The sequence below is a fragment of the Microbacterium sp. NPDC057407 genome, from assembly GCF_042803895.1.
Classification (GTDB): domain Bacteria; phylum Actinomycetota; class Actinomycetes; order Actinomycetales; family Microbacteriaceae; genus Microbacterium.
In genome coordinates, this window is the sequence record NZ_JBHVCA010000005.1 from 164,023 (window position 1) to 184,436 (window position 20,414).

Genomic DNA, 20,414 nt, shown 5'->3' on the forward strand with positions numbered 1-20,414 from the left:
CTCCCGCAGTCGAGTCGCCAAGACACGCCGTTCCCGCGTCGCTCGGTCGGCGTGTCTTGGCGACTCAGGGCACGGGGGCCGGCAGGACGGGCTCGCGGGCGGGACGGGGCGGGCACGCGCCCCGGTAGGCTGGGAGGGTGACACCCTCAGCGTCGGGCTCGCGCATCGCGGGCAAGCTGGGCCTCACCGACCGCATCTTCGCCGGACCTCGCTCGCGCAGGCTGCTGTCCACCGTCGAGGCCGGGCTCAAACGCGTCGACGCCGCGCTCGAGAGCGAGCTGCGGTCGGCCGATGCGCTCGCCGACGCCACCAGCCGCTACCTGTACGACGCGGGCGGCAAGCGCATCCGCCCGATCCTCGCCCTTCTCGCCGCTCAGCTGGGCGACGGCGCCACGCCTGAGGTCATCGAGGGCGCCGCCGCCCTCGAGATGACGCACCTCGGCTCGCTGTATCACGACGATGTGATGGATGCCGCCGACAAGCGCCGCGGCGTCCCCAGTGCGCACGCGGTCTGGGGCAACAGCGTCGCCATCCTCACCGGCGACCTGCTGTTCTCCCGCGCGAGCCAGATCATGGCCCGCCACGGAGACCGCGCGATCAAGCTGCAGGCCGACACCTTCGAGCGGCTCGTGCTCGGTCAGATGCACGAGACCATCGGCCCGCAGGAGGGCGACGACCGCGTGCAGTTCTACCTGCAGGTGCTCTCCGACAAGACCGGGTCGCTCATCGCGGCGGCCGCGCAGACCGGCGTGATCTTCTCCAACGGCCCGAAGGAGTTCGAGGCGCCGATGGTGACGTTCGGCGAGAAGGCGGGCGTCGCGTTCCAGCTGCTCGACGACGTGATCGACCTGTCCGCCGACCCCGACGAGACCGGCAAGGTGCCCGGCACCGACCTGCGCGCCGGGGTGCCCACCATGCCCTACCTGGTGCTGTCGGAGCGGACGGATGCCTCCTCCCTCGCCCTTCGCGAACGCATCGACGACGGCGTCGAGCGCATCGCCGAAGGCGCCGACCCCGCTCTCCTCGACGACGCGCTCGCCGAACTCCGCGACCACGAAGCCACTCAGGCGACCCTCGACCTCGCACACGCGTGGTCGCGCGAGGCCGTCGACGCCCTCGCCCCGCTGCCCGACGGCGCGGTCCGTGAGGCGCTCACCCGCTTCGCGCAGGCTGTCGCAGACCGCTCGAGCTGAGCGCGGCGCCGGGCGCGGCATCCGATCTTCGCAGTTCTCCCGAAAGGACCACCATGACCAAGCTCCGACTCGCGATCGTCGGTGCGGGCCCGGCAGGCATCTATGCCGCCGACATCCTGCTGAAGGCCGAGCGCAAGTTCGACGTGTCGATCGACCTCTTCGAGCAGCTTCCGGCCCCGTACGGTCTCGTTCGGTACGGCGTGGCCCCCGACCACCCGCGGATCAAGGGCATCATCACCGCCCTGCGCGAGGTGCTCGACCGCGGTGACATCCGCATCTTCGGCAACGTGCGGTTCGGTGAGGACATCACCCTCGAAGACCTCAAGCGCCACTACAACGCCGTCATCTTCGCGACCGGTGCGATCCGCGACTCGTCGCTCGACATCCCGGGCATCGACGCGGAAGGCTCGCACGGCGCGGCGGACTTCGTGAGCTGGTTCGACGGGCACCCCGACGTGCCCCGCGAATGGCCGCTCGACGCCGAATCGGTCGCAGTGATCGGCAACGGCAACGTCGCGCTCGACATCTCGCGCATGCTCGCGAAGCACGCCGAAGACCTCCTGCCGACCGAGATCCCCGCCAACGTATACGAAGGGCTCGCCGCCTCGCGCGTCACCGACGTGCACGTGTTCGGCCGCCGCGGTCCCGCCCAGGTGAAGTTCACGCCGCTCGAGCTGCGCGAACTGGGCGAGCTGCGCGACGTCGACATGGTCGTCTACGACGAGGACTTCGACTACGACGAGGCGTCGCGCGCTGCGATCGCGAGCAACAAGCAGGTCCTCGTCATCGACCGCGTGCTGCAGTCGTGGCGCCAGCGCGAGTCGGTGAACAACGCCGGCGGGTCGGCGTCGCGGCGTCTGCACCTGCACTTCTATGCCAAGCCGCTCGAGGTCGTGAAGGACGCCGACGGCCGGGTGGCGGCGTTCCGCTGGGAGCGCACGCGTCCCGACGGCGAGGGCGGGGTCGTCGGCACCGGCGAGATCCGCGAGCTGCCGATCCAGGCGATCTACCGCGCGGTCGGGTACTTCGGATCGCCGCTGCCCGGGGTTCCGTTCGACAAGCGTCACGGCGTCATCCCCAACCACGAGGGCCAGGCGCTGCACAAGGACTCGAACCAGCGGGTGCCCGGCGTCTACGCCACCGGCTGGATCAAGCGCGGACCGGTCGGCCTCATCGGCCACACGAAGTCCGACGCGATGGAGACGGTCCGCCACCTCATCAACGACCAGGGCTCGTGGTGGAACCCGGAAGACCCGTCCGAGGCATCCATCCCCGCCCTGCTCGCTTCGCGTGGCGTGCGCTGGACCGACCTCGATGGCTGGCACCGCCTCGACGAGCACGAGATGGGTCTCGGTGCCCCGCACGGCCGTGCGCGCGTGAAGGTCGTGCCCCGCGAAGACATGGTGGCGATCTCGCGCGGCGAGTAGGCGCGGTTCGACGTGGTCCGGCCCGACTCGGGCCCCGCGGATCGACTTCGCTAGGCTCGGCGCATGGCGGGGCAGTGGGTACCCGACGTCCTCGGGCAACGGTTCGAGCAGCTGACGCTCGACCTGGGTGTCGACGATGCCGGCGAGGCGGTCGTCGCAACGCTGGTGCGCAGCATCCCGAACCCGGTCGCCTCGTGGCTGCGACCTCTTCGTGACGTCGACGTGCTGTACGTGCACGGCTGGTCGGACTTCTTCTTCCAGACCGAGCTCGCCCGTTTCTGGAACGCCCTCGGCGCCCGCTTCTACGCCCTCGACCTGCGCCGTTACGGGCGCAGCCTGCGACCGGGGCAGGATCCGGGATTCATCGACTCGCTCGACGACTACGACACCGACATCGAGGCCGCGCTCGCCGAGATGGGACAGGGGACGGATGCCGCACCTTCGCGCCGGCTCGTCCTCCTGGGGCACTCCACCGGGGGTCTCACCCTGACGCTCTGGGCCGACCGGCACCGAGGGAGGGCGTCGGCTCTCGTGCTGAACAGCCCGTGGCTCGAACTGCAGGTGGGGGCGATCGGGCGGCAGGCGATCGCGCCGCTCGTGCACGCTCGCGCCCGGATCGACCCGCGGGGGACGCAGCCGGCGGTCGACCTCGGCTTCTATACGCGGGCGCAGACCGAGGTCGGCGCGCTGCCGCTGCCGATCGAACAGCCCACGTGGCGGCCCGAGCGCGGCTTCCCCACACGGCCGGCCTGGCTCGCCGCGATCCTCGACGGCCACCGCCGCGTCGCGACAGGCCTCGACGTCGGATGCCCGGCGCTTGTGCTGCTCTCGACCCGTTCGTCGCCGCCGCTGGCCTGGGACGAGGCGATGACCTCGTCGGACTCGGTCCTCGTCGTCGACGACATCGCGCGCAGCGCGACCCGGATCGGCCCGCTCGTCACCGTCGGCCGCATCCCCGGCGCCATCCACGATGTCTTCCTGTCTCGACCGGAACCGCGAGCCGCCGCGTACCGGCTGCTGGAGACATGGATGACCGGATGCCTCGTGCCGAGGCATCCGGTCTCCTGAACCGTCTTCGTCTTGGGGCCTGGACTCGCCCGCGGGGCTCGGGATCAGTCCACGTCGAAACCGACGACGGCGAAGTCGGCGTCGAGCGTCAGCTCGATTACGCTCCCGTCCGCGTCGCGCAGGACGACCTCGTAGATCGCGGTGGAGTCGTCGTCGAGGCTGAGCTCGAGGATCGTGCCGTCGGTGTCAGCCAGCGCCGCCGCCACGAGCGCGTCGACGGTGGCGCCGTCGAGAGCGCCTTCCGGCGCGGAGTCGTCGGCGCCCTCCTCCGAGACCACGCTCGCCGTGCCGTCGCCGTCGACCCGCACCTCGGTTTCGGCGCCGTCGGCGGCATGGAACGTGACGTCCCAGGCCCCGCCGGCTTCGGCCTCGATCGAGGTCGCTTCGCCGTCGCTCGCTTCGGCGGCTGCGTCGATGGCGCCGATGAGCTCGTCGGCCGATGTCGTTCCGCGCACGTCGCCCGCCGAGGAGTCGTCGTCGTCGGTGCCGGTGTCGTCCGAACCGCGGTCGTCGGTGCCGTCATCGTCGCGGCTGTCGTCGGCGGTGCCGTCGTCGTCAGCCTGAGTCTGGGCGCTGGTGCGGTCGTCGTCGTCGCCGACCTCGTCGGCGATCGCGGTGCCCGCAGCGACCCCTCCGCCGACCAGCGCGATCGCGCCGACCGTCGCGACGACAGCGGTCACGAGGGTGCGCCGGCGCGGGCTGAGCTTCCTGCCGGAACCGTCAGCCGTGTTCGTGGTCACCGTGGCACCGTCGGTGCCGGTGGTCGCGTCTGTCCTCGCCGCGGCATCCGGGACGGGCTGCGTGCGGTCGTTGTCGGGGTGCTTGCTGTTCGGATCGGTCATGGTCCGATGGTCGCGCGCGGGCACTGAAGCTGCGCTGAAGAGTGCTGAATGCGGATTCAGGATGCCGCGGGCAGCGTGACCGCAAAGCGTGCGCCACCCCACCGCGACTCGGTCACCGCGACCGTGCCGCGCGCCGCTTCAGCGACGCCGCGGACGATCGACAGCCCGAGGCCGCTGCCACCGGCATCGCGAGCTCGAGCCTCGTCGAGTCGCACGAACCGCTCGAAGACGCGGTCGCGCTCCGCGGGCGGAATGCCGTCGCCGTCGTCCTCCACCGTGAGCATGGCGACCCCGTCGCGGGTCGTGACGCTGATCGCCACCCGCCCTCGCGAGTGGCGGGCGGCGTTGTCGGTCAGATTTCGCACCAGCTGCCCGATCATGCGGGCATCTCCGCGCACGCGTGCCGCTCCGACGCCCGAGCCGTCGACCTGCAGACCGAGCGTTCGCAGTCGCGTAACCTCGCCGAGCGCGATGTCGTCGAGGTCGACATCCTGCACCTCGCCCGACCGACCGCCTTCGTCGAGGCGCGACAGGAGCAGCAGGGCATCCACGAGTCCCTGGAGGCGCAGCCCTTCGTCGTGCACGACGTCCGCGAGCTGCCGCACCGACGTCGACTCGGGATGGGCGATCGCCAGCTCGGCATGCTGGCGGATCGTCGCGAGCGGCGATCTCAGTTCGTGCGAGGCATCCGAGACGAATCGGCGCTGCGCGCGAGCCGAGGCATCCAGTCGATCCAGCATGCCGTTCATGGTGACCGCGAGCGTCGCGATCTCGTCACCCGAATCGGGCACGGGGACGCGTCGGTCGAGCCGCTCGGCCGTGATCTTCTCGACGTTCTCGCGGATCCGCTCCACGGGACGCAGCGCGCGCCCGACCACCCACCAGGTGAGAAGCGCGACGAGCAGGGTCAGCGTGGGGACGGCGACGGCGAGGAGGCCCGCCACGGTCGCGAGGGTGGCTCGGTCGTCGTCGAGCGAGACGCCGACGAGCAGGATGCCGTCGCCGTCGAGCTCTTCCGCAACGACCAGCACGGGCTCGTCGTCGACCGTGACGACCTGCGGTTCGTCACTCGCAGTCCAGGTGCGCTCCTGCGCCTCGTCGCTCGCCGCGAGAATTCGACCGTCGTCCGACACGACCACCGCCACCTCGTCGTCGAGGTCGGCGACCGCCCGGGGTCCGCCGTCTTCTATGCGCGACGAGAGCTCGTCGAGGCGGAGCTCTGCCGACCGCTCGGCGCCCGCGCGGATGCCGGCGTCGAGCACCGCGTAGAAGGCGACGGCGCCGAGCCCGACCGCTACCGCGACGACGAGCGTCGCCCACAGGGTCGTCCGCGCCCGCACCGAGCGCCAGCGGCCGCTAGCCACCGTTCGCCGCCAGCCGATAGCCCGCCCCGCGCACCGTCTCGATCGCCTCGCGCCCGAACGGCCGGTCGATCTTGCGGCGGAGATGGCCGATGTACACCTCGACGATGTTCGGGTCGCCGTCGAAGTCGTCGTCCCACACGCCCGTCAGCACGTCCCGCTTCGACAGCACCTGCCCGCGATGGCGCATCAGGTACTCGAGCACGGCGAACTCGCGAGAGGTCAGGACGATGGGCGTGGATCCGCGTGAGACGCGGTGGGCTGCCGGGTCGAGCGTGAGGTCTCCCGCCTCGAGCACCACGGGCCGTTCGACGCCGCCGCGCCGGATCAGCGCGCGCAGCCGTGCGACGAGGACGGAGAACGAGAAGGGCTTCGTCACGTAGTCGTCGGCGCCGCCGTCCAGCGCCTCGACCTGGTCCCACTCGCCGTCCTTCGCGGTGAGCATGAGTACCGGGGTCCAGTTCTGCTCGGCCCGCAGCGCCTCGCACACCTTCCAGCCGCTCATGCCGGGCATCATCAGGTCGAGCACGATCGCGTCGTAGCGGTTCTCGCGGGCGCGCCACAGACCGTCCACGCCGTTGTGAGCGACGTCGACGGCGAAGCCCTCGGCCTCGAGGCCGCGCCGCACACCGTCCGCGAGGCGCGCCTCGTCGTCGACCACCAGAATCCGCATCGGGACCAGTCTCGCCGCTCAGCGCTGAATCCGACCTGAAGAAGCGGCGCGGCGGCGCCGGGCGGGGGGCCGGCGCCTAGGGAACGAGTCGCGGAGAGCACGCGGATGCCTGAGGCCGCGGCATCCGGCACCGAGACGTTTCGACGCTCGAGCGTCTCGGTCAAGGGGGCGGCGGTCGCGCGGCCGTCGGGTTAGGTTCGATGGGTCGCCGTGCGCCCGACGTCGGCGACGGGGAGGATCGGATGCCCGGGGAGGAAGAGGAGACCGCAGCACTGCTGGACGGTCGATACCGGCTCGGCGACTGCGTCGGCGAAGGCGGCATGGCGCGCGTGTATCGCGCCGAGGACGTGACGCTGGGCCGCACGGTGGCCGTCAAGGTCATGCGCCCGGGCATCGACGGCGCCACCTCCGAGCGCGCCCGCAGCGAGATGACCGTGCTCGCCTCGCTCAACCATCCCTCTCTTGTGACGCTGTTCGACGCGCGCCTCGTGCCGGGGCAGCCGGAGTACCTCGTGATGGAGTTCGTCGACGGCCCGACGCTGGCGTCGCGGCTCGCGGTCGGCGCGCTTCCGCCCGCGGTGGTCGCGCATCTGGCCGGCGAGCTCGCCGAGGCGCTGCACGTCGTGCACCGCGCCGGAGTCGTGCACCGCGACATCAAGCCGTCGAACGTGCTGCTCAGCCCGCCGCAGATTCCCGGTGGGCGTCCGCGCGCCAAGCTCGCCGACTTCGGCATCGCCTATCTGCTCGACACCGCGCGCCTGACGTCGCCCGGGCTGGTGATCGGCACGATGGCCTATCTCGCTCCGGAGCAGATCCGCGGGGGAGAGCCGGCCGCGGCATCCGACATCTATGCCCTGGGTCTCGTGCTGCTGGAAGCCCTCACCGGCGAGCGGGCGCACCCGCACGGAGCGGGAATCGACGCGGTGCTCGCGCGCGCCGAGACCCCGCCGGTGATCCCGGTTTCGCTGGGTGCGGGATGGGGCGACCTTCTCGCGCGCATGCTCGCCGTCGATCCCTCGCGCCGCCCGACCGCTGCCCAGGTGGCGAAGGCCGCGCAACGGCTCGCGACGGATGCCTCGACGACAGTGCCCGCGAGCGCGTCCACGAGTGCCGCGACCGTTCCCGTCACCGCTCCGACGCTGCTCGCACCGGCTGCGGGTGCCGGAGTGGCGGGGGTGGCCGCGCTCGGCGGCGCCGCAGCGGCCGCGGCCGCGGCGGGCCCGTCGGCCGAGGCCGCCCCCACCGCTGTGCTGACCGACCCCGGGTCGCCGCCACCGCTCGCCGCCGATCGGCGGACCCTCGCATCGAATCCTCGACGCCGCCGTCTGCTCGTCGTCCTCGCGGCGGTGCTGGTGGCTCTCGTGATCGGCATCGGGGCGGCGGCGGTGATCTCGTCGCTCGGCTCGCCCGCCGATCCACCGCAGCCCGCGCCCACGGAGCCGGCCGACCAACAGCCGGTGGAGGACGAGCCCGCGCCGGCCGAGGACGACACCGGCGTGGACGACGCAGGCCTGACCGAAGAGGAGCGCAAGGCCGCGGAGGAGGCCGCGAAGAAAGCCGAGGAAGAGCAGAAGAAGCTCGAACGCGAGCAGAAGAAGCAGGCCGAGGAGGAGCGCAAGCAGCGCGACAAGGAAGAGCGCGACGACGACTGACTGCCCCTGCGCGCTTGGCGCGCCCGAGTCGCCAAGACACGCCGACCGCGCGCGCGGCGAGCGGCGTGTCTTGGCGACTCGAGGGTGCGGGTCGCGCGTCAGCCGGCGAGGGTGAGGATTGCGGATGCCACGGCCCGACCGTTCGATGTCGAGCTACCGATCAGGGCGCAGGGGTCGTGGCGAGGATGTCGATCACGAAGACGAGCGTCTCGCCCACCAGGTCGTCCTCGTTGATCGATCCTTCGCCGTAGGCGGCGCCCGGCGGGATCACGGCGAGCACCTGGGAGCCGACCGTCTGCCCTTCCAGTGCCTCGCGGTAGCCATCGATCACGTTCGACGTCGTCAGTACGGTCGGAGCGCCCTGCGCCCAGCTCGAGTCGAAGACGGTGCCGTCCGACCACCGCACGCCCGAGTAGTGCAGCATGACGGTGTCACCCGGCTCGATCCGGTCGCCGTCGCCCTTCTTGAGCACGGCGATCCGCGTCTCGGCCGGAGGTTCGGCGCCGGGGATGGTCACCGTCGGCGCTCCGCCGTCGGACAGCTCGACCGAGGGCATGCCGTCGACGGGTGACTGCTGCTCCCCGGTCGCGACGCCGGGCCGGGTATCGAGCACGTCGAACACGCGCACGCTCGCGGCATCCGCGTCGCTCGCCGGTACCGTCACCACGACGCGTGAGCCGACCGGAGCGCAGCCGATGTACTGCCCGAGTGACGCGGCCGGCACCGGAAGAGTCGCCGCGTCGTCATAGCCTTGACTCTGCACGGCGGCACCGGTGGCCGGGTCGTACACCGTCATCGCGTACGAGACGAGGCTCGAGGCATCCACTTCCGGACCATCGCCCTCGACGACGACCGTGCGTTCCGTGCCGGTGATCGACAGCGGCGACGCGAGCGTCACGGTGGCCGGAGATCCGACCTCGCCTGCGACGGCCACCGCGTCGGAGGCCGGGCCGGCCGGAGCCGCGGCCGCGCACAGGTCGACCGGCGTCGGCACCTGCAGCTCGGATTCCGCAGCGCTCGGCGTGCACCCGGTCAGAAGCCCCGCGGCGAGAGCGGCGGTGGCGACGAACAGGGCAGCGGCGGCGCGGGTGCGCATGGGGGTCCTCCGGGGGCCTTGGATCTCGAGGTTCACAGCTGGCAGTCCCGTCACCCGGCCGCGTAGACGACGGGCTCGCCGCCGACCACGACCGCATCGAAGACCGTTCCGGGCGGGCGGGCCGTGTAGGTGTAGCGGGTCCAGACGCCGCCCTCGACGCGGGTGAGCGCGATGCTGTCGGACTCAAGCGTGAGGGCGCTCGGCCAGCCGCCGTCCTGGTAGACGGTCGCGAGGTCGCCCGTCGCCGGAAGGCCCGTCGCCTGGGCGGTCCACGCGCCGCCGCTCCACGACACCCGGTGCAGGGTGCCCCCGATGGTCGTCATCGCCTCCGGCTGGTCGCCGCCCGCGTAGACAGCGTCGAGGCCGTCGCCGACTTCGACGCCGGTGTCTGTGATGTTCCACAGGCCGCCGTCGGCCGGGGTGAGCTGGTACAGGTAGCCGGACTGCTCGAGCAGCGCCTCGATCCGGCCGCCGGGCAGGCTCACGGCGGTGACGGTTCCCGAGAACTCGTGGCCCGTCGACGTCTTGTTCCACCCGTCCGGGCCGTACGCGAGGTGAACCAGGGTGCCGTCTTCGACGGCGAGGAGTTCCGGATGCTGCGACCCCGTGTCGGCGCCGGAGAGACTGCTGGCGTCCAGAGCAACACCGGTGTCGTCCTTCGCCCACCTGCCGGAGCTGCGCGTGAGCGAGACGAGTCGCCCACCCTCGCTGGCGAGGATCTCGACTGCGCCGTCGGCCGTGGCCACGGCGGTGAGAGCGGTGGCCTCGAGACGGACTCCCGTGGCCGTCGAGACGAAGGATGCCCCGTCTGGGCGCAACTCGTACAGCTGCGCCCCCGTCGCCCGGGTCGCGTCCGCGCGGCGCTCGTCGGCCGCGGGCTTCGCGCCTTCGAGGAACGCGATCGGGTCGATGTGGACGCCGTTCTTCGTCACCTCGAAGTGGAGGTGACGGGAAAGCGCAGCAAGGTCGCCGCGCTGGCTGCCGCCCATGTACCCGATGATCTGGCCCGCCTTCACCCGCTCACCGGGCCGCACCAGCGGTGGGTCGGCGAGATGGGCGTAGCGCGTCGCGAAGCCCTGGGCGTGCGCGATCTGAACCTGATTGCCGTAGCCGTGCCCGTCCTGGCGGGTGGTTCCCCAGGTGCCGCTCTGGACCACCCCCGGCGCCACGGCGAAGATCGGCTGACGTACGCGGCCCTGCGCGTCGATGCCCATGTGCCAGCGGGTCACGCGGCTGCCGTCGCGTTCACGCACGTCGAGGTAGCGCGTGCCTTCGAGCCCGTTGTAGATCCACGGGTTGGTCGGGTACACCAGTCCGAACGATGCCGGCGCCGCGATCGGGGTGGGGCCGTCCGGGGTCAGCTGCTCTATCGCCGACGGCTTCGTCGTGGGAGGCGCCTGCCCGTCGGGCACCGGCGCCCAGGGGTCGCTCGGCGTCACATCGCGCGGTGGGGTCGTGGGGGTCGGCCGGGGCACGAACGGGTCCTGTGGGATCGTCGGGCGCGGCGCCGGAGTCGGCGTGACGGGAGCACTGGGGTGGGGCTCGGGTTGCGGTTCCGGCTCGGGCGAAGGGCCGGCGGGGTCGGGGACCGGGTCTACCGGTTCCACCGGCGCAGGTGTGGTCGTGTCATCGACGATCGACGCCGCCGTCGCCACCGACGGCGACCCGGATCCGACGAGCCCGGCGGCCACGACGACCGCGATGGTTAACGCGAGCGCACGCCGGAGAGGTGCCGGACGGGTGGAACGCTTCACGCGCCCACGGTCGGCCGACGAGGTATCGAGACGGTGACATCGGAGCGAGGGAGATGTGAATCGGGGCTCAACGACGGATGCGGGCAGGGGCTCGACCGCACCAGAACCGCTACGTAACCCACCGGTCACGCAATGGATGACGGACACGGCAGCGGAATTCACGGTGGGGCCCCACGATCTGCTTCGGACGCCCTCCGTGCTGACCCGAACAGCAATCCGAGGTGGGGTCTTCAGCGACAGGTCGACGGCGATGCGCGCGTCGGGAATGGGGACTTCCCTTGGCGTTCAATGATTCCGGGGCGGGAGCCGCCGCGGCCCGGGTGAGGTTCACCGAGTTCGCGGCAGCGGACGACCCGATGCTGGTGGCCTGGGCGCGATTCCGTGGACTCCTGGCCGGACCCGCGCGAGAGCCCTCCCGCACACACACGGCGGCGCCGCCCGTGCACCCCGAGTCGGTGCTCTGGCGACTGCTGGCGACGAACAACCGGGAGCTGGGCCGGAGTTACGTTCTGTATCGCCGGTATTCGACCGCACGAGCCCACGTGGAGCAGCTGCAGGCCGATTCGGATGCGCTGTCGATCGAGCTGATCCACGGTCCTCACAACGGGTCGCGCGGCTGGGTGATCGTCGCCGACGACGTGCCCGTGGTGACGTGCAGCCGCTGGTACAGCTCGATCTCTGCCGGGGCTCTCGCGGCGGCCGGCGCGCTGCACGCATTCCGAACCGCGGTGGTCTGGGAGACCCCCGACCGCAGCGATTCGTCCGGACGATATCGTCGCCGGCCGCCCGCGGTTCCGTATGCGAGCACCTGACCCGTCGTCGCTGGTCGACGGCCGTTTCGCGCGGGGCGAGCTGCTCGGCGCGGGAGGGTCCGCCACGGTGCACGCCGCGGTCGACGTCGAGTCGGGCGCGGCGGTCGCGTTGAAGGTGCTGCATGCTCATCTCTCCGCGCGGCCCGCCGCCCGGGCGGCGTTCCTCGCCGAAGCCGCGCGGGCGATGCGGTTGCAGCATCCGAACATCGTCCGCGTCCTCGCGGCGGGGACCGACGAGACGCACGGGAGCTGGATCGCGCTCGAGCGCGCACCGGGCACGACGCTCGCCCGTCTCGTCGCCGAGCGGGGGCCGCTCCCTCCCGCGGAAGCTTCGTCCGTCGTGGGCGCCGTGCTGCGAGGGCTCAGCGCGGCCCATGCCCTCGGTCTGGCGCACCGCGACGTCTCGCCTTCGAACGTGATGGTCGACCCCGCGCGTGATCGCGACAGTGTGAAGCTGCTCGATTTCGGATCCGCGGATGCCTCGGGCACGACGGCGCTCGCGACCGACGAGCTGCTCAGCGCGCGGGCGACCGGCCGCGAGGGCGTGATCGGGAACGTCAACTATCTCTCCCCGGAGCAGGCGCGCGGCGAGCCCGTCGACGCGAGGGGAGACGTGTACCAGGTCGGCGGCTTGCTGTATTTCGCGCTGACCGGCGGCCCTCCCTTTCCGTGCGACAGCGTGGGCGAAACGGTGCGGGCGCATCTCGAATGGCCACCGCCGGTGCCGTCCGAGGTGAACCCCCACGTGCCGCGCCGGCTCGATCGTGTCGTGGCGCGCGCGATGATGAAGGACCCGGACGACCGGTTCCCCACAGCGACGGCGATGAGGCGCGCGCTCGCCGCCGCGACCGCGGGTGAACCGGGGTCCGCGCCCATCGTCATCCGCAGCCCGGCGCGGTCGGCGTCCGCGGTGGCGGCGGCACGTGCGCATGCGGCCGCCGACGCAGCGGAGTCCATACGACCGCGCCAGGCAGCGCCCGAAGATGCACCGGCTTCCGCCCCGGCGCCGAGGCGTGGCGGAATCCTCGCGCGCACAGGACTGTCGGCAGCCGCGGCCGCGCTGGTCGCTGTCGCGGTCGCGCTCCTCGTGTCGCGGTCGCCCTCGGTGTCGCTGGCGGAGGTGGAGCCCCCGCCGTCCCCGTCCGTGTCGGCCTCGGTCGCCGCGCCGGCTCCCTCCGTCGCGGCGACCGTCCCTCCCGCGGCCGTGTTCGCCGCGGTGCCCGACCTCGCCGGGTACTCGACGGCCGAGGCCGTGGATGCGCTCCGTGCTGCGGGGTTCGAGGCGGCTCCGATCACCCCCGTCCACGGGCCGCGTCCGCGCGACACCGTCGTCGCGTCGGATCCTGCCGCGGGAAGCCGCCTCGCGGTGGGGGAGCAGGTGGAGCTGATGGTCGCCTCGGGGTGGAACGCCGTCCCCGACGTCACCGGGATGACCCGTGCCGCCGCCGTCGCCGCGCTGCAGTCAGCCGGATTCGCGCCCGCCTTCGCCGCCACCGATGCGTCGAGGTCGCCCGTCGCGGGGACCGATCCGGCAGGCGGCACCATCCACCTCGTGGGTTCCTCGGTGACGATCCTCCCGGCGGCGTTCCCCGAACCGACGACCACGCCGCGCCCGGTGGATCCCTCGCCCAATCCCTCCCCCGTGCCGACCCCAACGATCTCTCCGACGCCCGCGCCATGATCGCGCGCTCATTCCTCCTCAACAACGGGTACACACCTTCTTGGCTGGCACGCCGCGCGGCGTTCACCTTCGGCCCTCAGAGTGACGGTGGCCTGGGGAGCCGCCCTGCCCCCGAGCCTTCAGCTTCCACCCGAGGAGACCGATGGCTGACTCGTCGTGTCGTGAGACGTCGTCGTGAGCCCTGACCGCACCACGCGGGGCGACGACGCCCTGTTCACCACCGTGCTCGTCGACGACACCACGGTGCTGCCGCCCGCCGCCGACGTGGACCAGACCGCACGGTCGCTCAAGGCCGCGCCCACGCTCGCCGACACCGTGTTCCGCCGTGTCGCGTTCGCGGCCGGCGGCACCACGGTGGCGATCATGCTCGCGGTCGGCCTGTTCCTCGCCCTGCGCGCGGGTCAGGCGATCCTTCCCCCCGACGGGGTGGGGGTGAGCTTCCTCACGGAGCAGCAGTGGTCGCCCGAGACGGGCGAGTTCGGCATCGCTGCCGTTCTCTTCGGAACGATCACGATCGCGATCATCGCGATGTGCATCTCGGTGCCCCTCGCTCTCGGCACGTCCTTGCTCATCTCGGAGGTGCTGCGGGGCCGACTGAAGCAGTGGGCGATCAGCCTCGTCGACCTCATGGCGGCCGTCCCCAGCGTGGTCTTCGGACTGTGGGGCGTCTTCTTCCTGCAGGAGGCGGTGATTCCCGTCTCGCGCTGGATCTCGACCTATTTCGGCTGGATTCCGTTCTTCGCGGTCACCGACGATCAGGGCGCGCCGTTGACGGATGCCTCGGCCTTCACCTCGTCAGCCTTCATCGCCGGGATCGTCGTGGCGCTGATGGTCGTGCCCACGCAGACCTCGATCATGCGCGAAGCCTTCATGCAGGCCCCGGCCGGGGAGCGCGAGGCGGCATACGCGCTCGGCTCCACGCGCTGGGGCATGATCCACGCGGTCGTGCTGCCGTTCGGTCGCGGCGGCATCATCGGCGGCACGATGCTGGGCCTCGGCCGTGCGCTGGGCGAGACGATCGCGGTCTACATGATCATCTCGCCGATCTTCTTCATCAACGGGCAGGTGCTCAAGACCGGCGCGAACTCGGTGTCGGCCCTCATCGCGCTGCGCTACGGCGAGGCCAGCGAGTTCGCCCTCTCCGCGCTCATGGCGGCGGGTCTCGTGCTCTTCATCATCACGCTCGTCGTGAACTTCTCGGCCTCGTCGATCGTCGCCCGGTCGCGCTCGGGCGCTCAAAGCGAGGCATGATGACCATCACCGTGGAGGAGGCGCCGGCCGAGGCATCCGTCACCCCCGACGCTTTCGAGCCCCGCACCCACATCCCCGTGCGCGATGCCACCGAGGTGGGGGAGCGGCGCGAGGTGCACGCGGCGCGCCTCGAGGACCGGTTCGCTCTGCTCGGCGCGGCGGCCGCTGCGCTCGCGGTGGCCGGGCTGCTGTTCGGCTGGATCGCGCCGCTCAGCGGCATCGCTGGCTTCGTGGTCGTCGCCTTCCTCACGTTCGTGCTCATCTACGCGCTGCTGGTGAGCATCTCGGCCGACGGCCGCGAGGTGCGAGACCGCGTGATGACCGTCGTGCTCGCCAGCGCCGGGGTCATCCTCTTCTCCGCCCTGCTGTTCGTCGTGCTCTTCACCCTGTACCGCGGGTGGGATGCCCTCACGAACATCAACTTCTTCTTCCAGGACATGCAGTTCGCCGGCCCGCTCGATGGCTTGGATGTGGGCGGCATCGCGCACGCCATCGTGGGAACGCTCATCCAGATCGGCATCGCGCTGGCCATCACGATCCCACTCGGCATCGTCACCGCCCTGTTCCTCAACGAGGTCGGCGGCCGGTTCGCCCGGTTCGTGCGCACCATCGTCGATGCCATGACCGCGCTGCCCTCGATCGTCGCCGGCCTGTTCGTCTACTCCGCGATCATCCTCGGCCTCGGACTGCAGCGCTCGGGCTTCGCGGCGGCGCTGGCCATCACGGTCATGATGCTGCCGATCATGATCCGGGCGTCCGATGTCGTGCTGCGTCTCGTGGCGGGCAATCTCCGCGAGGCGTCCTACGCGCTGGGCGCCTCGAAGTGGCGCACCGTCTGGCACACCGTGCTGCCCACCGCGCGCTCGGGTCTCGTGACCGCCATCATCCTCGCCACCGCCCGCGGGATCGGCGAGACCTCGCCCGTGCTGCTCACCTCGGGCGTCACCAACGTGCTCAACACCAACCCGTTCGACGGGCCGATGATCTCGCTGCCGCTGCAGGTGTTCACCCTCGTCGGGTCGCCCGAGCCCAACTACATCGCGCGCGGGTTCGGCACCGCCGCGGTGCTGATGCTGCTCGTGCTCACCCTCTTCGCCACCGCCCGCGTGCTCGGCGGCCGGGGGCCCGGCGTGCTCTCGCCGCGCCAGCAGCGCACGGCTCTCGCACGCTCCCGTCGCGACCTCGCCCGGATCGAGCCCACCGTCGCAGAGACCACCCCGACCCGGACGCCCGAACGTCCGCAGGAGGAACCGCAATGAACACCTGGAAGCGTCATGGCGCCCGCGCCATCGCCGCGCTGCTCGCCGTCGGACTGGTCGTCGGGGGCGGCACGACGCCCGCGGCCGCGGTCACGTACGAGCCGATCGACGGGTCGGGGTCGACCTGGTCGCAGAACGCCCTCGACCAGTGGCGCACCAACGTCAAGCAGAACTACGGCATGACCGTCAACTACACCGGCGGCGGATCGACCCAAGGTCGTCGTGACTACATCAACGACACGAAGACCTTCGCGGTCAGCGAGATCCCCTTCCAGACGCGGCCCGAAGACGGGTCGGCCCCCGAGGTGCCGCCGCGCGGATACGCCTACATGCCGATCGTCGCCGGCGGCACGGCGTTCATGTACCACCTGACGATCGCCGGCAAGCGGGTGACGAACCTGCGCCTCTCGGGTGCGGTGATCACGAAGATCTTCACCGGCGCCATCCGCAAGTGGAACGACGCCGCCATCCAGGCCGACAACCCGGGCCTGAAGATGCCCGACAAGGCGATCGTCCCCGTCGTGCGGTCGGACGGCTCGGGAACCTCGGCCCAGTTCACGCTGTGGATGTCGAAGCAGCACCCCGACCTGTGGACGGCGGGCATGCGATCGCAGTTCCCGACGCCCCCGAACGGCAAAGCGCAGGCGCGGTCGGACGGTGTGGCCGGCTACGTGGCGCAGAACTACGGCGAGGGCGCGATCACGTACGTGGAGTACTCCTACGCGCTCGAGCAGGGCTTTCCGGTGGCGAAGGTGCTCAACAAGGCGGACTACTACGTCGAGCCGACCGCCGACTCGGTCGCCGTCGCGTTGCTGAAGGCATCCATCAACAACGATCCCTCCTCGCCCGCCTACCTCACGCAGATCCTCGACGGCGTCTACAACAATGCCGACCCCCGCACGTACCCGCTGTCGAGCTACTCGTACCTGATCGTGCCCACCGCGGTGGGCGGCGTGTTCACGAAGGCGAAGGGCAGCACCCTGAGCGTGTTCGCGAGCTACATGCTGTGCGAGGGTCAGCGCCAGGCCGAGGACCTCGGGTACTCGCCCCTGCCGATGAACCTCGTGCTCGCGGGATTCGATCAGATCAAGCGCATCCCCGGCAACACGGCCAACACCGACCCGGCGAAGTGCAACAACCCCACCTTCAAACCCGGCGACTCGCCCGCGAACAACCAGCTCGCGCTCACCGCGAAGCAGCCCGCCGCGTGTGACAAGCGCGGACCCAACCAGTGCACGACCGGCACGGCCGGTGCCCCGCAAGACACTCCGGTGACCGGCGGCGGGACGGGCGGCTCGGCCAGCGGGGACGGCGACTCGGCCGGCTCGGGCGGTTCCGGCGGCTCGGGCGGTTCCGGTGCCGCCGACGGCGGCTCCGGGTCGGGCACCGACACTGCCGCTGGCGGCTCCGGCGGAGATGCGCCGGTCTACGACTCCGAGGGCAACCTCATCTCAGGGGATGGGGCGATCTCAGGGGTCGCCGTCGCGTCGCCGTTCTCGGTCGACGCGGACAGGTGGGGCTGGCAGCAGTCCGTGATGCTCGGCGCCGTGCTGCTCTTCCTCGCTGTCGTCCTCGTGCCGCCGTTCCTCTCGCCGCGACTGCGGCGAGGCGCAACCGGCTCCTCGCGCCCGGGCTCGAAGGCGTGATCGCCGTGTCGCGCGCTCGGCGGGTGCGCGCCGGCGTCAGCGCCTTCGCGGTCGCTCTGCTGGCCGCTGCGCTTCTCGGCGCGGGGTTCGTCGCGGTCGACGCCGAGCCGGCCGCCGCCGCGAGCGGCGACGAGCCCACCTCGAGCGCGGTCATCCTCACCAATGCGCGGGACGCGCTCGTGCCCGGTGCCGAGGACGCCCCGATGCCCGACCTCGAAGTGACGGTCTCTCAGACCAAGGACCTGGTGTCGCAGGGCATCCGGGTGAGCTGGACGGGAGGCAAGCCGTCGGAGCGTCCGTCCAGCACCGTGGGCGGCACGAACTTCCTCCAGATCGCGCAGTGCTGGGGCGAGGACCCCGAGCACCCCGGCCACCCCGATCGCCGCACCTGCCAGTACGGCGGCACCCTCGGGGCCGGCACCTACCGCGACGGAACGACCGAGGCCGACGACGTCGCAGACGAAGACCGTAAGTACACCGACTTCAGCGACAGCTTCTTCGAGCCGACCTACACCGGCATCCCCTTCGTCGCCGTGAACCCTCAGGGCATCGTCGACGAGACACGCGCGCCCGCCGACCGGGTGCTGAACAACCTGAAGACGGATGCCGCGGGCAACGTCGTGCAGAAGACCGGGGCCGAGTTCGTCGACCTCAACACCAGTCCCTTCTTCACCGCGTCGACGACGAACGAAGTGAAGTGGGCCGGTGCCGGCGCGGACGGATCCGGATCCGTCCCCTTCGAGGTGCAGACCAACATGCAGTCGACCGCCCTGGGCTGTGGCGCACCGGTCACCCGGTCGGACGGCACCGTCACCGGGCAGTCCTGCTGGCTCGTGATCATCCCCCGCGGCCAAGGGGATTCGGGGTCGTCCGAGATCACCCGCTCCGGACTGTGGTGGGATGCCTGGGAGCACCACCTCGCGGTGAAGCTCGAGTTCAAGCCCCTCGGCGTGCGATGCGAGATCGGCGCCGCCGAGCGCCAGCTCGCAGGAAGCGAGCTCATCGCGGACGCCATCGGCTCGTGGCAGCCGCAGCTGTGCCAGGGTGACGACGGTGCGCCGTTCGTGCTGAACGTCAGCAACGAGGCCGACGCGCTTCTCCGGGCGGCGGGCACGGAGCCGAGTCCGCTCGCCTTCACCTCGCGGCCGGTCGACGTCGCCCAGCTCGGCGGGACGGCAGACCCCGTCACCTACGCCCCGGTCGCCATCTCGGGCATCGCGATCTCGTTCGCCATCGACCGCCAGCCCCACCCGATCGACGCCTCGCCAGAAGAGAAGGCGCGTGCCGGGCTGCCGATGACCGAGCTGCGGTTGACTCCTCGCCTCATCGCGAAGCTCCTCACCGCGTCGTACGTCGACGCCCTCCCCGCCGGGGCCGACAAGGCGCACATCGGGTACAAGAGCTTCTCCGATCCCGGCAAGAACCCCCGCACGATCGTGCAGGACAAGGAGTTCCAGGCGATCAACGACCCAGAGTGGTCGAAGCAGATCGTGGTCGCAGCATCCGTCGCCGACGCCCTGGTGCCCGCCGGCCGCTCCGACATCGCCACCCGCGTCTGGGAGTACGTCATGTCGGACCCCGCCGCCCGGGCCTGGCTCGACGGCGAGCCCGACGAGTACGGCATGGTCGTGAACCCCTGGTACTCGACCAACGCCGACCTCAACCCGAGCGGAGTGGCGCTGACGCTGCCCACCAACAGCTTCCCCAAGGCGGACCCCATCGAGAAGCCCGACACCAGCGAGAGCGACCCCGCCGACGGGAGCGGCGCGATCAACCTCGTCACGTGGCGGCCCTACATGGGCAGCTTCGCCGACAGCGCCTACCGGGTGCTGCGCGGCGACGGCGCCGTGCTCGGAGAGTGGGACAAGAACGCCAAGCCGCCGAAATTCGGCAGCTCGGTGCGCCAGCTCTTCGGCAGCCAGAAGGTCATCGGCCTCACCACGGCTCCCGCGGCCGAGCTGTATCAGACGGCCACCGCGTCGCTGCGGAACCCCGCCGGGGAGTTCGTCGCGCCGACGCGGGACAGCATGGCGGCTGCCGCGGCGGCGATGTCGGCGACGAAGACGCAGTCGAAGGTGCTCGAGCTCGACTTCACCGGCGCGCAGGCCAAGGCGGCGCCGACCGCGTATCCGCTGACGGTTCCGGTGTACGCCGCGCTGAATCCGCGGCAGACGGATGCCGCGGCCCGGGCCGTGTACGCCGACCTCATCCGCTACGCCGCCGATCAGGGGCAGAGCCCCGGCACCGACTCCGGCGAACTGCCGCCGGGTTACGCGCCGCTGCCGAAGTCGTGGGTGACCCAGGCCCTTCTCGCCGCGGACGTCATCGAGCGGGGCATCGCATCGGATCCGGCCACGCCGCCCACGAGCGGCGGTGGCGACACCCCGCCGGCGGTGACCGGAGATCCCGCCACCTCGCCGTCGACCCCGCAGTCGCCCTCCAGCGACCCGGGTGCCGGGACACCGGACGGGCCGGACGCCACCGGTGACGCCGCCGGAGTGCTCGCCGGGGCGGCTACGCCCGAAGACCCCTCCATCGGACCCATCGCCGCCGCCGTTCCGGTCGGCGTGGCCGCGGGCCTCGCCGCCGCAGCCGCCGTGCCGCTCATGTCGAGACTGCGCAGGCGCGCATGATCCGGCCGCAAAGGATCAGTACAGCGGCCCTTTGCCGCACGAGGGTCGCCCGTTCACCTGGCGGGC

The 20,414-nt window shown here is 71.5% G+C and carries 15 protein-coding genes; 10 read left to right on the forward strand and 5 right to left on the reverse strand.

The annotated features are described in order from the left end of the window. Nucleotides 1-137 precede the first annotated feature (137 nt). From ACFUTX_RS13970 to ACFUTX_RS13980, 3 genes are all read left to right on the forward strand, one after another. A complete protein-coding gene (locus tag ACFUTX_RS13970) occupies nt 138-1,193 on the forward strand; it encodes a polyprenyl synthetase family protein (protein WP_378865798.1) in 1,056 nt (351 codons plus the stop codon). Nucleotides 1,194-1,246: 53 nt separating this feature from the next. Then, the gene (locus ACFUTX_RS13975) at nt 1,247-2,620 is read left to right on the forward strand and encodes an FAD-dependent oxidoreductase (protein ID WP_378865801.1); all 1,374 of its coding nucleotides are present in this window, start codon (nt 1,247-1,249) and stop codon (nt 2,618-2,620) included. 63 nt (nt 2,621-2,683) lie between these two features. Next, on the forward strand, nt 2,684-3,688 hold the full coding sequence (locus ACFUTX_RS13980; protein ID WP_378865804.1) for an alpha/beta hydrolase: 1,005 nt from the start codon (nt 2,684-2,686) through the stop codon (nt 3,686-3,688). 44 nt (nt 3,689-3,732) lie between these two features. Here ACFUTX_RS13980 and ACFUTX_RS13985 read toward each other — a convergent pair whose 3' ends face one another. The 3 genes from ACFUTX_RS13985 to ACFUTX_RS13995 are packed head-to-tail and all read right to left on the reverse strand — an operon-like array spanning nt 3,733 to nt 6,564. Beyond that, complete coding sequence (locus ACFUTX_RS13985; protein ID WP_378865806.1) at nt 3,733-4,530, reverse strand: PepSY domain-containing protein; 798 nt, start codon at nt 4,528-4,530, stop codon at nt 3,733-3,735. Between the two features lie 56 nt (nt 4,531-4,586). Continuing rightward, nucleotides 4,587-5,894, reverse strand: coding sequence for a sensor histidine kinase (locus tag ACFUTX_RS13990; RefSeq protein WP_378865809.1), 1,308 nt, complete (start codon nt 5,892-5,894; stop codon nt 4,587-4,589). After that, entirely contained in the window at nt 5,887-6,564 is a 678-nt protein-coding gene (locus ACFUTX_RS13995; RefSeq protein ID WP_378865812.1) for a response regulator transcription factor, read from the reverse strand. Before ACFUTX_RS13995 ends, ACFUTX_RS13990 begins: the two co-directional genes overlap by 8 nt. Before the next feature lie 242 nt (nt 6,565-6,806). On the opposite strand from ACFUTX_RS13995, the gene ACFUTX_RS14000 reads away from it, so the two are divergent. Next, nucleotides 6,807-8,216 carry a serine/threonine-protein kinase gene (locus ACFUTX_RS14000; protein ID WP_378865814.1) on the forward strand — a complete coding sequence of 470 codons (1,410 nt, stop codon included), beginning with the start codon at nt 6,807-6,809 and terminating at the stop codon, nt 8,214-8,216. Nucleotides 8,217-8,376: 160 nt separating this feature from the next. Here ACFUTX_RS14000 and ACFUTX_RS14005 read toward each other — a convergent pair whose 3' ends face one another. After that, complete coding sequence (locus ACFUTX_RS14005; protein ID WP_378865817.1) at nt 8,377-9,312, reverse strand: FKBP-type peptidyl-prolyl cis-trans isomerase; 936 nt, start codon at nt 9,310-9,312, stop codon at nt 8,377-8,379. A gap of 50 nt (nt 9,313-9,362) precedes the next feature. Then, a complete protein-coding gene (locus ACFUTX_RS14010) occupies nt 9,363-11,066 on the reverse strand; it encodes a M23 family metallopeptidase (RefSeq protein WP_378865820.1) in 1,704 nt (567 codons plus the stop codon). A 278-nt stretch (nt 11,067-11,344) separates the two neighbouring features. Between ACFUTX_RS14010 and ACFUTX_RS14015 the strand changes: the two genes are divergently transcribed. From ACFUTX_RS14015 to ACFUTX_RS14040, 6 genes are all read left to right on the forward strand, one after another. Next, on the forward strand, nt 11,345-11,878 hold the full coding sequence (locus ACFUTX_RS14015) for a hypothetical protein (protein WP_378865823.1): 534 nt from the start codon (nt 11,345-11,347) through the stop codon (nt 11,876-11,878). Continuing rightward, nucleotides 11,865-13,559, forward strand: coding sequence for a PASTA domain-containing protein (locus ACFUTX_RS14020; RefSeq protein ID WP_378865826.1), 1,695 nt, complete (start codon nt 11,865-11,867; stop codon nt 13,557-13,559). The genes ACFUTX_RS14015 and ACFUTX_RS14020 overlap by 14 nt, the downstream gene beginning before the upstream one ends. A 174-nt stretch (nt 13,560-13,733) precedes the next feature. Continuing rightward, complete coding sequence (gene pstC / locus ACFUTX_RS14025; RefSeq protein WP_378865829.1) at nt 13,734-14,810, forward strand: phosphate ABC transporter permease subunit PstC; 1,077 nt, start codon at nt 13,734-13,736, stop codon at nt 14,808-14,810. Next, on the forward strand, nt 14,810-16,069 hold the full coding sequence (gene pstA / locus ACFUTX_RS14030; protein ID WP_378865832.1) for a phosphate ABC transporter permease PstA: 1,260 nt from the start codon (nt 14,810-14,812) through the stop codon (nt 16,067-16,069). Before pstC ends, pstA begins: the two co-directional genes overlap by 1 nt. Beyond that, nucleotides 16,066-17,715 (forward strand): phosphate ABC transporter substrate-binding protein PstS, encoded by a 1,650-nt coding sequence (gene pstS, locus ACFUTX_RS14035; protein WP_378865835.1) that lies wholly within the window; start codon nt 16,066-16,068, stop codon nt 17,713-17,715. Before pstA ends, pstS begins: the two co-directional genes overlap by 4 nt. Before the next feature lie 5 nt (nt 17,716-17,720). Then, nucleotides 17,721-20,348: a hypothetical protein gene (locus ACFUTX_RS14040; protein ID WP_378865838.1), complete on the forward strand. Its 2,628-nt coding sequence runs from the start codon at nt 17,721-17,723 to the stop codon at nt 20,346-20,348. The last annotated feature ends 66 nt before the right edge of the window (nt 20,349-20,414 follow it).

What these genes read in the sequence shown, in the direction of transcription:
- ACFUTX_RS13985 (WP_378865806.1), bottom strand. Translation starts at nt 4,530, where the DNA reads ATGACCGATCCGAACAGCAAGCACCCCGACAACGACCGCACGCAGCCC.
- ACFUTX_RS14020 (WP_378865826.1), top strand. Translation starts at nt 11,865, where the DNA reads ATGCGAGCACCTGACCCGTCGTCGCTGGTCGACGGCCGTTTCGCGCGG.
- ACFUTX_RS14005 (WP_378865817.1), bottom strand. Translation starts at nt 9,312, where the DNA reads ATGCGCACCCGCGCCGCCGCTGCCCTGTTCGTCGCCACCGCCGCTCTC.
- ACFUTX_RS13995 (WP_378865812.1), bottom strand. Translation starts at nt 6,564, where the DNA reads ATGCGGATTCTGGTGGTCGACGACGAGGCGCGCCTCGCGGACGGTGTG.
- ACFUTX_RS14000 (WP_378865814.1), top strand. Translation starts at nt 6,807, where the DNA reads ATGCCCGGGGAGGAAGAGGAGACCGCAGCACTGCTGGACGGTCGATAC.
- pstA (WP_378865832.1), top strand. Translation starts at nt 14,810, where the DNA reads ATGACCATCACCGTGGAGGAGGCGCCGGCCGAGGCATCCGTCACCCCC.
- pstS (WP_378865835.1), top strand. Translation starts at nt 16,066, where the DNA reads ATGAACACCTGGAAGCGTCATGGCGCCCGCGCCATCGCCGCGCTGCTC.
- ACFUTX_RS13980 (WP_378865804.1), top strand. Translation starts at nt 2,684, where the DNA reads ATGGCGGGGCAGTGGGTACCCGACGTCCTCGGGCAACGGTTCGAGCAG.
- ACFUTX_RS13975 (WP_378865801.1), top strand. Translation starts at nt 1,247, where the DNA reads ATGACCAAGCTCCGACTCGCGATCGTCGGTGCGGGCCCGGCAGGCATC.